This is a genomic window from Nocardiopsis sp. iso_25 (assembly GCF_056173305.1).
The window spans coordinates 1716214-1729302 of the sequence record NZ_CM149667.1; the positions used below are offsets into that span (position 1 = coordinate 1716214).

At 72.1% G+C, this 13089-nt stretch carries 11 protein-coding genes; 6 read left to right on the forward strand and 5 right to left on the reverse strand.

The features are described 5' to 3' along the window. Positions 1–86 precede the first annotated feature (86 nt). Positions 87–899 (forward strand): SGNH/GDSL hydrolase family protein, encoded by an 813-nt coding sequence (locus tag AC0VX6_RS07515; RefSeq protein ID WP_274976794.1) that lies wholly within the window; start codon positions 87–89, stop codon positions 897–899. Between the two features lie 91 nt (positions 900–990). On the opposite strand, the gene AC0VX6_RS07520 is transcribed toward AC0VX6_RS07515, so the two are convergent. The 4 genes from AC0VX6_RS07520 to AC0VX6_RS07535 form a co-directional block, all read right to left on the reverse strand. Next, positions 991–1362: a Fur family transcriptional regulator gene (locus AC0VX6_RS07520; RefSeq protein ID WP_248774039.1), complete on the reverse strand. Its 372-nt coding sequence runs from the start codon at positions 1360–1362 to the stop codon at positions 991–993. Then, a complete protein-coding gene (locus AC0VX6_RS07525; protein ID WP_248774040.1) occupies positions 1359–2261 on the reverse strand; it encodes a metal ABC transporter permease in 903 nt (300 codons plus the stop codon). Before AC0VX6_RS07525 ends, AC0VX6_RS07520 begins: the two co-directional genes overlap by 4 nt. Then, complete coding sequence (locus tag AC0VX6_RS07530; protein WP_274976795.1) at positions 2254–3087, reverse strand: metal ABC transporter ATP-binding protein; 834 nt, start codon at positions 3085–3087, stop codon at positions 2254–2256. The genes AC0VX6_RS07525 and AC0VX6_RS07530 overlap by 8 nt, the downstream gene beginning before the upstream one ends. Positions 3088–3159: 72 nt before the next feature. Further along, positions 3160–3531 (reverse strand): DUF6703 family protein, encoded by a 372-nt coding sequence (locus AC0VX6_RS07535; protein ID WP_274976796.1) that lies wholly within the window; start codon positions 3529–3531, stop codon positions 3160–3162. Between the two features lie 327 nt (positions 3532–3858). On the opposite strand from AC0VX6_RS07535, the gene AC0VX6_RS07540 reads away from it, so the two are divergent. From AC0VX6_RS07540 to AC0VX6_RS07560, 5 genes are all read left to right on the forward strand, one after another. After that, a complete protein-coding gene (locus tag AC0VX6_RS07540; RefSeq protein ID WP_475467922.1) occupies positions 3859–7548 on the forward strand; it encodes a CDP-glycerol glycerophosphotransferase family protein in 3690 nt (1229 codons plus the stop codon). 131 nt (positions 7549–7679) lie between these two features. After that, positions 7680–7976 carry an antibiotic biosynthesis monooxygenase family protein gene (locus AC0VX6_RS07545; protein ID WP_274976798.1) on the forward strand — a complete coding sequence of 99 codons (297 nt, stop codon included), beginning with the start codon at positions 7680–7682 and terminating at the stop codon, positions 7974–7976. 242 nt (positions 7977–8218) lie between these two features. Next, a complete protein-coding gene (locus tag AC0VX6_RS07550) occupies positions 8219–9607 on the forward strand; it encodes a glycine--tRNA ligase (protein ID WP_248774069.1) in 1389 nt (462 codons plus the stop codon). 321 nt (positions 9608–9928) lie between these two features. Next, complete coding sequence (locus AC0VX6_RS07555; RefSeq protein WP_274976799.1) at positions 9929–10303, forward strand: PadR family transcriptional regulator; 375 nt, start codon at positions 9929–9931, stop codon at positions 10301–10303. Then, positions 10303–11685 (forward strand): permease prefix domain 1-containing protein, encoded by a 1383-nt coding sequence (locus AC0VX6_RS07560; RefSeq protein ID WP_475467925.1) that lies wholly within the window; start codon positions 10303–10305, stop codon positions 11683–11685. The genes AC0VX6_RS07555 and AC0VX6_RS07560 overlap by 1 nt, the downstream gene beginning before the upstream one ends. Positions 11686–11875: 190 nt before the next feature. Here AC0VX6_RS07560 and trhA read toward each other — a convergent pair whose 3' ends face one another. Further along, positions 11876–12682 carry a PAQR family membrane homeostasis protein TrhA gene (gene trhA / locus AC0VX6_RS07565; protein WP_274976801.1) on the reverse strand — a complete coding sequence of 269 codons (807 nt, stop codon included), beginning with the start codon at positions 12680–12682 and terminating at the stop codon, positions 11876–11878. Between the last annotated feature and the right edge of the window lie 407 nt (positions 12683–13089).

Here is a 13089-nt window from a genome sequence, read left to right on the forward strand (position 1 = left end):
TCCCGGTGTGAGGTGGCTCCCAAAACGCCGGAAACGATCAACCTACTGTCGCGTAACCCTGGCGCGGAGTTGGATGATCGGGCATTATGAGCGGTTTTGGGACGAACTTGGTGCACGAGGACATCCTGTCCTACGTCGCCCTCGGTGACAGCTTCACCGAGGGCATGAGCGACCCCTACCCGGACGGCGGCGGCGCGCCCGACGGCCGCTACCGGGGGTGGGCCGACCGTCTGGCCGAACACCTCGCCGACCACGTCGCGGAGGTGCGCTACGCCAACCTCGCGGTGCGCGGCAAGCTCATCGGCCAGATCGCCGAGGAGCAGGTCCCCCGGGCCGTGGAGCTCTCGCCGGACCTGATCACGCTGTGCGCGGGCGGCAACGACATCATCCGCCCCGGCAGCGACCCCGACGCCGTGGCCGTGGCCTTCGCCGCGGCGGTGGAGGAGCTCAGCCGGACCGGCGCGCGCATCGTGGTCTTCACCGGGTTCGACACCAACTGGCAGCCCGTGATGCGCCACATGCGCGGCCGGATCGCCACGTACAACATGCACCTGCGCGCCATCGCCGACCGCTACGGCTGCGACGTGGTGGACGTGTGGAGCATGCGGGTCCTGGACGACGCCCGCGCCTGGAGCTGGGACCGCCTGCACCTGTCCCCGGAGGGCCACCGCCGCATGGCGCTGCGCGTGGCCGAGGTGCTCGGGGTGCCGGTGGAGGGCGACTGGAAGCAGCCGTGGCCGCCCGCCGACCCCCGCGACTGGCGCTCCGCCCGCCAGGAGGACCTGCACTGGGCGCGCGAGTTCCTGGTTCCGTGGATCGGCCGCCGCCTCACCGGCCGCTCCTCGGGGGACAACGTCAACCCCAAGCGCCCCAGCCTGGACCCGCTGCGCCGGGACTGAAGCGCCGCGGGGCGCCGCGCCCACGACGCGTCGGCGCTCCGGGCGCGGACCCGCCGGGGCAGACAGCCCCGACCGCGCTCGGCCGCCCCGGCTAGGAGCAGTTGGCGCAGGTCCCGAAGACCTCCACGGTGTGCGTCACACCGGTGAAGCCGTGCTTGGCGCCCATCTCGGCGGCCCACTTCTCCACCGTGGGCCCCTCGATCTCCACCGCGGTCGCGCACACCCGGCACACGATGTGGTGGTGGTGGCTCTCGGTGCCGCACGCCCGGTAGACGGCCTCGCCCTCGTCGGTGCGCAGCACGTCCACCTCACCGGAGTCGCTCAGCGCCTGGAGCGCCCGGTAGACGGTGGTCAGGCCGATCTTGGAACCGTCGGCGCGCAGGTCCGCGTACAGGTCCTGGGCGCTGCGGAAACCGTCGGAACCGGTCAGCGCCTCGCGGACCGCTTCGCGTCGTGTACTCATGGTCTCACCCTCCCCCGCTCAGTCTGGGGCATCGTACCGGTCGAACTCCCACCTGCGGGATCGAAGGCCGCCGCGGAGCGGCGCCCCGAGGCGCGGCGCAGCACGCCGCCGACCGCCACGGCCAGGCCGAAGACGGCCAGGGCCAGCAGCACGATCGTCGCGCCGGGGGAGAGTTCGGCGTAGAAGGACGTGGTCAGGCCGCCCACCGAGGACAGCAGTCCGATCAGCACGGCCAGGAGCATCGTCACCCGGAAGCTCCTGGTGAGCTGCTGGGCGGCGGCGACCGGGACGATCATCAGCGCGCTCACCATGAGCACGCCCACCACGCGCATCGCGATGACCACCGTCAGCGCGGCGGTCACGGCCAGCAGCACGCTCAGGAAGCGCACCGGCAGCCCGTGGGCCCGCGCCACCTCCTCGTCCTGGCACAGCACGAACAGCTCGCGGCCGAAGACCGCCACCACCGCGATCACACCGGCGGCGAGCACGCCCACCACCCACAGGTCGGACTCCTCCACCGTGCTCACCGAGCCGAACAGGTAGGAGACCAGCGTGGCGTTGCTCGCCCCGGGCGTGAGCCCGATGAGCAGCACGCCACCGGCGATGCCGCCGTAGAACAGCAGCGCCAGGGCCACGTCCCCGCTGGTGCGGGCGCGCACCCGCACCAGTTCGATGAGCACGGCGCCCAGCGTGGCCACCACGGCCGCGGTGAGCACCGGCGAGGTGCTGGTGAGCAGGCCCAGCGCCACCCCGGTCAGGGCGACGTGGCCGATCCCGTCGCCCAGCAGGGCCAGACGCCGCTGGACGAGGTAGGTGCCGATGATGGGTGTGACCAGGCCGACGAGCACCGCCGCGACCAGCGCGCGCCGCATGAACTCGTAGTGGAGCAGCTCAGTCACGGCCGGGTACCTCGAGTCGGATCATCTCCGCGGCCGTGGAGCCCGCGGAGTCGGGGGCGTTGGGGTCGGGGTGGGGGTGCTGGTGATCGTGTCCGGGCCGGGCGCACGCGCCGGTGGGCGCGGGCGCGGCGCCGTCGTGCACCACGCGGCCCGACTCCAGCACCACGGCGCGCTCGATCACGTTCTCCAGCGGGCCCAGTTCGTGCAGGACCAGGACCACGGTCGCGCCGCGCCCGCGCAGGCGGGCGATGGTCTCGGCCAGCGCGCGCTGGTTCTCGGCGTCCACACCGGCCATGGGCTCGTCCATGACGAAGGTGTCGGGCCGCCCGGCCAGGGCGCGGGCGATGAGCACGCGCTGCTGCTGGCCGCCGGAGAGTTCGCGCACCGCGTGGCGGCCCCGGTCGGCCAGCCCGACGGTCTCCAGGGCCTCGTCCACGGCCGCGCGGTCGGCGCGGGTGGGCAGCGACAGGCGGCGGCGCGAGGCGACCTGCCCTGAGGCGACGATCTCGCGGACGGTGGCGGGGACTGCGCCCCCGGCGGTGAGCCGCTGGGGCACGTAGCCGATCCGCCGCCAGGCGCGGAACCGGCGCAGCGGGACGCCGTGCACCAGGACCTCGCCTGAGGTCAGGGGCACGATGCCCAGCATCGAGCGCATCAGGGTGGACTTGCCGGAGCCGTTGGGGCCCAGGACGGCCATCGTCTGGCCCGCGGGCACGTCGAGGCTCACACCGTCGAGCACGGGGACGCCGTCGTAGGCCACACGCGCGTCGACGGCCTGGAATGCGGGCGGCGCGTCGCCCGCGACGGCCGTGAACTGGTCAGACACCGTTCCATTATCACGAAAACGAAAATGATTGTCAAAATATGGCGGATTCGTGATCTTTTCGGTGCCGTCGTGTCAGTAGCCCAGGATCCGCGCCACCGCCAGCACCAGCACGACCACCACCATGAGCACCCGCGCGGCCCTCGGCTGGCCGCCGAGGGAGGGCCAGGTCAGGAACGCCAACCACGCGACGAACGCGGCGACCAGCAGCAGGCACACCGCACCGACCGGGCCGGGCGCCACCAGCCCCGCTATGAACAGGGCGCCCACCGCCAGCGGCGCCAGCCACCGGGGGCCCTGGTGCAGCCACACGAGGGGCACCGCGCTGCGCTCCTCCACCGCCCTGCGCAGTCCGCCCGCCCTCCTCGCGCGGGGGGAGTCCCCCTCGCGCCGGGGCCGGTCCTGGTCTGGGCGCCGCTTCTCGTCACCGTGTTCGGGAGGGGCCATGCTGTCCGTGTCCGCTTCTGGTCCGTGCCGCCGCCGGACAGGCCCGAGCGGGGGCGCGCCCATCTCCCGGAAGAGGTGGGCGGCGGGCCACCGGGCCTGTGATACTTGTGTCCTGAACCCTAGTGCAGGACCCCGGCCCGCCGCCGGGCGCCGGCGCTGCCGCGCCGAGCACCCCCTCCCGCCTTCCGCGTGGCGCACAGCCATCGGTACCGTGTTGACTCTGAGTCACAAAATCTACACTCGCAGTCGTCAGTCGTCTGATGTACGCGGCCAGCGCGCCCAGTCGCCCGCGCGGCCCGTCGAACCCTCCGGAGGGTGTCAACTTCCGTGCCCGAAGCCACTGTCATCGTGACGTTCGACGTCACCGAGCCCCACCTGCAGCACTGCCTCGACTCCCTGGCCCGCCAACGCGACGACGGCGGGACCGGCGAGCCCCGGGTGGACGCGCAGGTGGTCCTGGTCCCCGTCCGCGACGGCGACCGCCTCCGCGCCGAAGGCGCCGAGACCGGGGACGAGCCCGTCCCCGAGAGCACCGACGCCGACAACGGAGGCGACGAGGACGCCGCCGACAACACCGAGGCCGACGCCCGGGGGGAGGAGAACGAGCAGGGGGACGAGGCCGTCGAACCCGCCCGCGAGGACGCGCTCGCCCTGGCCGCCGCGTTCGCCGCCGCACCGCCGCCCGGCCTCACCGCCGCGCTCCTGACCGGCGAGCCCGCCCCCGACCGCCCCGCCGCCCGCGCCCGCGGCACCGCTGCCGCGCACGGCACCCACCTGCTCTTCCTGGAGGGCTCCGACGCCCTCACCGGCTACGCCCTGGCCTACCTCCTGCGCAGCGCGGGCGACACCCGCTCGGACCTGGTCGTCGGCAACGCGTACAGGTTCGACGAACTGGGCGCCTCCCCCTCCAAGGCGCACCGCAGGTACTGCGGCAGGCACCGCATGGCCGAGGACCCCCGCGCCGTCCCCGGACTCGCCGCCGACGCCACCCTGGGCAACAAGCTCTGGCGCCGGGAGTTCTGGAACACCCTGCCCGACCACTCCCTGGACGCCGAGGACGCAGACCTGGGCCTGCGCCGGGCCGCCCTGTCCGCGGAGAGCGTGGACACCCTGCCCGGCCCCGTCCTGCTCATGCGCCGGCGCGAGGCCGCCCGCCCGCCCCTGGACAAGGCCGCCCTCACCCGGCGCCTCACCGCCATGGGCGACCTCGCCGCCGGCCTCGCCAGCGCCGACCGCGAACTGTGGGACCGCACCCTGCTCGGCGGCGAGCTGCACCAGCTCCTGCTGCGCCTGGACGACGCCGACGAGGAGGCCCGCGAGGCCGCCGTCGACCTGCTCAACGCCTACCTCGACCACGTGCCCGCGCGCCTCCTGCGCGGCCTCAACGTGCTCGACCGCCTCCTGTACCACCTGGTGCGCAGACGGCGCACGGCCGACGTCCTGGAGGTCGCGACCTTCGCCAAGAGCGTCGAGATCAAGAAGGCCACCGTCGTGCGGCGCGGCCTGGGCTACTACGTCCGCTACCCCTTCTTCGAGTCTGAGGACCCCGACCGGGCGGTGCCGCGCGAGGTGTACCGGCTCGGCGAGGACATCCGGGTCCGCCAGAAGACCGAGGACGTCCGCTGGTCGAACGGCCGCCTGCACGTCAGCGGCCGCGTCGGCATCCGCCACCTGCGCGCCCGCAGACGCTGGCAGCAGCACCTGGCGGCCTTCGCGGTCAACACCTCCACCCGCCGCCGCGTCCGCGTGCCCGTGCGCGTGCGGCTCGCCGCCGAGTACCGCCTCCCCGACGTCATCGACGCCGCCCGCCACGACCACGGGGGCTTCACCGTCATCGTCGACCCCCGCAAGCTGCGCTCCTCCGGCGGGTGGGAGCCCGGCGACTGGAAACTGGAGCTGGTCGTCCTCAACCGCGGGATCACCCGCCGCAGGATCGTCGCCAACCCCGTCCCCGGCCCGCCCGAGCGCCCGGGCTACCACCGCGTGGACGGGGACGTGTGGGTGCGCCCGCACTGGAGCAAGGACCGCCAGCTGCTGATCAGCGTCGAACCGGCCCGCGCGCGCGTGGCCGAGCACCGCTTCGACGCCCGCACCGGTGTGCTGGAGCTGGAGGGCGAACTGGTGTCCGCGCCCGCGGCCGAGGCCACCGGGCTGCGCCTGACCCGCCGCCCCGGCACCGCCGCGCTCACCTACCCGGCCACCGTCCACGGCGGCCGCGTCACCGCCCGCGTGTGCGCCGACGAGCTCTTCGACCGCGGCGTCACCGAGTGCGGCGGCGTGATCCGCCAGGAGGAGTGGGACGTCCACCTGGTGACCCCGGACGGGCAGGCCGTCGCCCTGATCCTGCCCGACGAGACGGCCACCGCCGCCTACGCGGCCGAGGACGGCCGCCGGGAGCTGGCCGTCCTGCGCACCGCGACCGGTCACCTCAAACTGCGCGCGGGGCACGCCCGGCCCGTGGTCGACCGCGCCCGCTGGGAGGGCCGCGCCCTGCTGCTGGAGGGGGAGTTCTCCGCCGACGCCGACCTGGAGCTGGTCGCCCGGGCGCGCGGCCGCGACGAGGAGCACCCGCTGAGGGTGGAGCGCTCCGGCAGCCGCTTCACGGCCCGCTTCGCACCCGCCGACGTCCCCACCCTGTCCGGCGAGCTGTCCCTGCCCGCGGGCGCCTACCAGCTGTGGGGCCGGGTCGGCGACACCGCCGGGGGCGGCGCCGACGCGACGGACGTGGGTGTGGAGTTCTCCGACGCGCTCATCCCCGACCTGCCGCTGGAGATGCAGACCGGCGAGCGCTCCTACACCCTGTCCTGCCAGGGGCGCGGTGTGCCCGTGCTCCAGGTGGGCAGCGACCTGCGCCCCGCCGAGCGCGGCACCTTCGCCCAGCGCGAGCTGCGCGAGCGCCACTACCCGGCCCGGCGCCGCGAGCCCGTCGCCGAGGGCGTGCTCTTCGACAGCTACACCGGCCGCCAGTACTCCGACAGCCCGCAGAGCGTCTACGCGGAGCTGCGGGGGAGGGCGCGCTGGGCGCAGCACCCGATGTCGTGGCTGGTCGCCGACGGCCAGGTGCGCCTGCCCGACGACCTGACCGCCGTGCGGCACCGGGGCCGGGAGTACTACGAGGCGCTGGCCCGCACCCGCTACCTGGTCACCAACTCCCGCCAGCCCCCGTGGTTCCACCGCCACCCCGACCAGGTGGTCGTGCAGACCTGGCACGGCTCGATGCTCAAGCGGATCGGCTTCGACGTCGAGAACATCCGCGGCAAGTCGCGCGACTACTTCGACAAGCTCGCCTGGGAGACCGCGCAGTGGGACTACCTGGTCTCGCCGAGCCCGTGGGCGACCCCGATCCTGCGCAGCGCCTTCCGCTTCGAGGGCGAGGTGCTGGAGACCGGCTACCCGCGCAACGACATCTTCTTCGCCCCCGACCGCGAGGCCGTCGCCGAGCGCACCCGGCGAAGGCTCGGCCTTCCCGAGGGCAGGAAGGTGGTGCTGTACGCGCCGACCTGGCGCGACGACAAGTACTACACGCGCGGCAGGCACAAGCTGGACCTGCACCTGGACCTGCGCCGGATGTACGACAAGCTCGGCGACGACCACGTGCTGCTGGTGCGCAGGCACCCGCGGGTGGTGGACAGCGTGCCCATCGTGGGCAGGGACTTCGTTTACGACGTGTCCCTCTACCCGGAGATCATGGAGCTCTTCCTCATCACCGACGTGCTCGTCACGGACTACTCGTCGATGATGTTCGACTTCGCCAACACCGGGCGGCCGATGCTCTTCTTCACCTACGACCTGGAGAGCTACCGGGACAACCTGCGCGGGTTCTACTTCGACTTCGAGGAGAACGCGCCGGGACCGCTGCTGACCGGGTCCGACCAGGTCGTCGAGGCCCTGCTGGACATCGACGAGGTGGCCCGGCGCAGCGGGGACGCCTACCGCTCGTTCGTGGAGCGGTTCTGCCCGCTCGACGACGGCCGGGCCGCGGCCCGCGTCGTGGACCGGGTCTTCGGCCGGGGGTGATCCGGGACCCGTGTCCCGGAGGCCTTCGGGCTCCTGAGGGTTCCGTGCTCCGGGAGGGAGGGCCGCCCGGAGCTGGATCCGCGCCTGTGGACAACCGCCCGGCGGCCTCCCGGGTGGGCCACAATGGGACCGTGATCGTCATCACCCGCTACTCCGTGCCCGAGGCCGACACCGCGGCCTTCCAGACCGACGCCGCCGCCGCGATCGAGGTGCTCTCCCGCCGCCCCGGCTTCCGCGGCCACCGGGTGGGCCGCGCCGCGGACGACCCCTGCCTGTGGACCGTGGTCACCGAGTGGGACGGCGCCGGCTTCTACCGCAGGGCCCTGTCCGACTTCGACGTCAAGGTCAACGCCGTGCCGCTGCTCTCGCGCGCCATCGACGAACCCACCGCGTTCGAACTCGTGACCGGGGGTGGGGCCCCGGCCTGAGCCCTCCGGACGGTTTCCGCACGCTTGGAGGCGGTTTCCGCACCTCCGGGAACGGTTTCCGCACCCCTGAAGAGGGTTGCCGCACCCTCGAAACGTGCGTGCGTGCACCCCTGGTTGCCCTAGCCTGGACGGACGCGGTCGTCGCTGTTGCCGCTCCCCGGTTTCGGCGGCGCCGTGTTTCCACACCAACCGATGTATCGCGCACGCGATCCACCGACACCCAGCCGGATGGAGAGTTCCCCATGGCCGCCAAGTCAGAGGCAATGGACGCACTGGTCAACCTCGCCAAGCGCCGAGGTCTGGTCTACCCCTCCAGCGAGATCTACGGGGGTCTGCGAGCCGCCTGGGACTACGGCCCCCTCGGCGTCGAGCTCAAGAACAACGTCAAGCGCCAGTGGTGGCGCTCCATGGTGCAGGAGCGCGACGACATCGTCGGCCTGGACTCCAGCGTCATCCTGGCCCGCGAGGTCTGGGAGGCCTCCGGCCACGTGACGGCCTTCGTCGACCCGCTCACCGAGTGCCAGTCCTGCCACAAGCGCTTCCGGGCGGACCACCTCATCGAGGCCTACGAGGAGAAGCACGGCCACGAGCCCGCCGAGGGCCTGGCCGCCATCGCCTGCCCCAACTGCGGCGCCAAGGACTCCTTCACCGAGCCGCGCATGTTCAACGGCCTGCTGCGCACCTACCTGGGCCCGGTCCAGGACGAGAAGGGCCTGGCCTACCTGCGCCCGGAGACCGCCCAGGGCATCTTCATCAACTACAAGAACGTCGAGCAGAGCGCCCGCCGCAAGGTGCCCTTCGGTATCGGCCAGATCGGCAAGTCGTTCCGCAACGAGATCACCCCGGGCAACTTCATCTTCCGGACCCGCGAGTTCGAGCAGATGGAGATGGAGTTCTTCGTCAAGCCCGGCAGCGACGAGGAGTGGCACCAGCACTGGATCGACATCCGCCACCAGTGGTACGTCGACCTGGGCATCGCCAAGGACAACCTGCGCCTGTACGAGCACCCGCAGGAGAAGCTGTCCCACTACTCCAAGCGCACCGTCGACATCGAGTACCGCTTCAACTTCCAGGGCTCGGAGTGGGGCGAGCTGGAGGGCATCGCCAACCGCACCGACTACGACCTGCGGACCCACTCCGAGGCCTCGGGCGCCGACCTGTCCTACTTCGACCAGGAGAGCAACGAGCGCTACATCCCCTACGTCATCGAGCCCGCGGCCGGTGTCGACCGGGCGGTGCTCACGTTCATGCTGGACGCCTACAACGTGGACGAGGCGCCCAACGCCAAGGGCAAGCTGGAGAAGCGCGCCGTCATGCGCCTGGACCCGCGCCTGGCCCCGGTCAAGGCCGCGGTGCTGCCGCTGTCGCGCAACGCCGACCTCTCGCCCAAGGCCCGCGACCTGGCCGCCAGGCTGCGCAAGCGCTGGAACGTGGAGTTCGACGACGCCGGTGCGATCGGCCGTCGCTACCGCCGCCAGGACGAGATCGGCACCCCGTTCTGCGTGACGGTGGACTTCGACACCCTGGAGGACGACGCGGTGACCGTGCGCGAGCGCGACACCATGTCCCAGGAGCGCGTGTCCCTGGACCGCGTGGAGACCTACCTGTTCGAGCGCCTGCCCGGCTGCTAGCCACCTGAGCGGCGAGGGCCGTCCGTCCCCGAGCGGGGCGGGCGGCCCTCGTGCTTTCGCGGGGAACGCCGACACGGCGAGACGGCCGGACCCGGGGGGAGTGGTTTCCGGCCGCCTCTTCGGCCCCGGGCCGCACACGGCCGCGGGAACCGGCTCTCAACCTAGCGGTAGGGGTGCGCGTTACGCGGTCGTTTGGTGTGTCCTGTCCTGTCGTGTGAGCGAATCGTGACACTGGTGGAGACCGGACTCGATACCTCGTTCTTCTATGCCTAGTTCTGCTAGGTTAATAAACCCTAGCGGAACTAGGCATAGGAAGTGCGCGTGCACATCGACAAGGACCTGGTCGCGGCGTCGGCCACACCGCTCGTCCTGGGCATCCTGGCCGAGGGCGAGTCCTACGGGTACGCCATCGTCAAACGCGTCAAGGAGCTCTCCGACGGTCGGATGCAGTGGACGGACGGCATGCTCTACCCCCTGCTGCACCGCCTGGAGCGCAACGGCTACGTCCGGGCGTCCTGGGGCGCGTCCGAGACGGGGCGGCGCCGCAAGCACTACGCGATCACGGAGGCCGGGCTGGAGACGCTGGCCGAGCGGCAGAAGCAGTGGGGAGTCGTCGCCGACGCCCTCCAACAGGTGTGGCAGGCCGCGTCGCGGCCCCCGGTCCTCGGGGACGCCGCCGCAGGGGGGATCGCCTGATGAGCGGGACCGCACGCGGTGAGGTCCTGGAGGAGCAGATCGACCAGTGGCGCGGCTTCGTGCGCCGCCGCCGGGCCATCTCCCCCTCCGACGTCGAGGAGATGGAGGACCACCTGCGCGAGCAGATCGCCGACCTGGGGGCGAGCGGTTTGGACGACGAGGAGGCCTTCCTCGTCGCGGTCAGGCGCATGGGCAACCTGGACGAGGTGTCGCGGGAGTTCGCGCGCGAGCACTCCCACCGGCTCTGGAAACAGCTGGTCCTCGTCCCCGAGGCCGAGGACGGGGCGGGCGGACTCGCGCGCTGGCGCGATCTCGGTGTGGTGCTCGCGTTCGCGCTCGGCGCGGGGCTGGCGGTCAAGCTCCTGTTCACGGCGGTCGACGACGAGTTCGCGCAGTTGCGCAACGTCGCCTTCGTGGTGCTCCCGTTCCTGGCGGGGTGGTTCGCCTGGAAGAGGCGGGCGTCGTGGCGTGTGTGCGCGGTGCTGGCCGCCGTCGCGGCGGTACCGGCCCTGGCCGTGAACCTCTACCCGTTCGAGGCGGCCTCCGGGCCGTTCGCGGGCCCCGGCATGACCGCCGTGCTCGCGTTCACGCACGCCCCGGTCCTGCTGTGGCTGCTCGTGGGCGTCCTGCACACGGGCGGGCACTGGCGCTCCCACGACCGGCGCATGGACTTCGTGCGGTTCATCGGCGAACTCGTGATGTACCTGGCGCTGATCGTGCTGGGATCCGCGGTCCTGGTCGGCCTCACCTTCGGGGTGCTCGCCCTGGTGGAGGTCGACCTGGAACCGTTCATGGAGGACTGGCTGCTGCCGTTCGGCGTGCCCGGCGCGCTCCTGGTGGCCGCTTGGCTGGTGGAGGCCAAGAAGAGCGTGGTGGAGAACATCGCGCCCGTCCTGACCCGGGTCTTCACGCCGCTGGCGCTCCTGATGCTGCTCGCGGACCTGGTGGCGCTCCTGGTGAACGGTCCGCTGACCACCGTGGACCGCGAACTGCTCATCATCATGGACGCCGTTCTGGTGCTGGTCCTGTTCCTGCTGCTGTACTCGGTCTCCGCCCGCGCCCCGCTGTCCCCGCCGGGCGTGTTCGACTGGCTCCAGCTCGCGCTGGTCGGGGCGGCGCTCGCGGTGGACGCCGTCGCGCTGACGGCGATGCTGACCCGCATCGCCGAGTTCGGGTTCACCGCCAACAAGACCGCCGCGCTCGGCCTCAACCTCGTGCTGCTGGTGCACCTGGCGTGGTCGGCGTGGCTGATGGCGGGTTTCGTGCGGGGCACCCGCCCGTTCGCCGCGGTCGAACGGTGGCAGACGGCCTACCTGCCGGTCTACGCGGTCTGGGCGGCTCTGGTCGTGGTGGTGTTCCCGCCGGTGTTCGGCTTCGCCTGATCCGGGCGGCGGCCGCGCCCCCGCGCTGGTCCGGCTTCCTCCCGGAAGGGGTCCGGGTCAGCGCGGGGGCGGTGCCTGTTCTTTCAGCCCGTCGTGCGGACCGCGAACGGCACCCCCGGTCGCGGTGCCTGTTTCTTCAGCCCGTGGTGTAGACCGCGAACGGCACCCCCCGGTCGCGGTGCCTGTTTCTTCAGCCCGTGGTGTAGACCACGAACGACACCGCGACATAGTGGCAGACGAACGCCGCGATGGTCAGCGAGTGGAAGATCTCGTGGAAGCCGAACCAGCGCGGCGCCGGGTCGGGCCACTTGAGCCCGTAGACCACCGCGCCGACGCTGTACAGCACCCCGCCCACCAGGATGAGGATCCACGTCGCCGGGTGGGTGCCGCCGATCAGCTGGGGGATGAACAGCACCGCCACCCAGCCGATGGCCAGGTACAGCGCGGTGGACAGCCAGCGCGGCGCGTTGAGCCACAGCATCTTGAAGCCGACCCCGGCGATCGCCCCGCCCCAGATCAGCACGAGCATGGCGGTGCGCAGCGTGCCTTCGAGCACGAGCAGCACGAACGGCGTGTAGGTGCCCGCGATGATCAGGTAGATGTTGGAGTGGTCCATGCGGCGCAGCACCTTCTGCGCGCGCGGCGACCATCGCCCCACGTGGTAGACCGCCGAGGTGGCGAAGAGCATCACCGCGCTGAGCGCGTACACGGCGCTGGCGATCATGGCGGGCACGGTGGGGGACAGGGACACCAGGACGATGCCCGCCGCCAGGGCGAGCGGAGCCGTCCCCAGGTGCAGCCAGCCGCGCAGCCGCGGTTTGACCGCCTCCAGCAGCTCCTCGGCCGCCGCCGCGGCCCTCTCGGGCACGGACGCGCCCGAGGGAACGCCGGACCCCGGTTCGCGCCCGCCTTCGCGCGGGCCCCCGCGGTCCTCCCGGTCGGTCTCCGTGCGCCCGGTACCCCGCGCCTGTTCCTCCGACACGCTGCACTCCTCCATCCCGCGGTCCGCCCCGCTGCGGGCCCACCCGAAGCCTAACCTACGGCTCCGTAGGTTACTGATCGGTAGTCCTGTGTTTCGCGGCACAGGCATTCTCCCGTGACGGGTGTGGCGCAACATTGGTCGTGTGACCTCCCGGGGTGGCGCTCGCCGGGGACGCACGGCTTCCGGGCGCATGGCCGACTCCGTGACCAGCGGGGTCGTCTCCATCGGCGGCTCCGCTCGCCGGATCGGGGCGTTCGGCGGCTTCTCCTTCGCTGAACCATTGGTATAGACCTTTTTAACAGCTGTGAACTGGGAGTATGTCGAAAAAAGGGAGTTCATGGGCGAGTGATGATGCGGAGTGTGGATAGAGTCGCGCCCATCCGGGCACAGGCGCCGACCCAGCGCTGCGCCGTCGAGAAGCG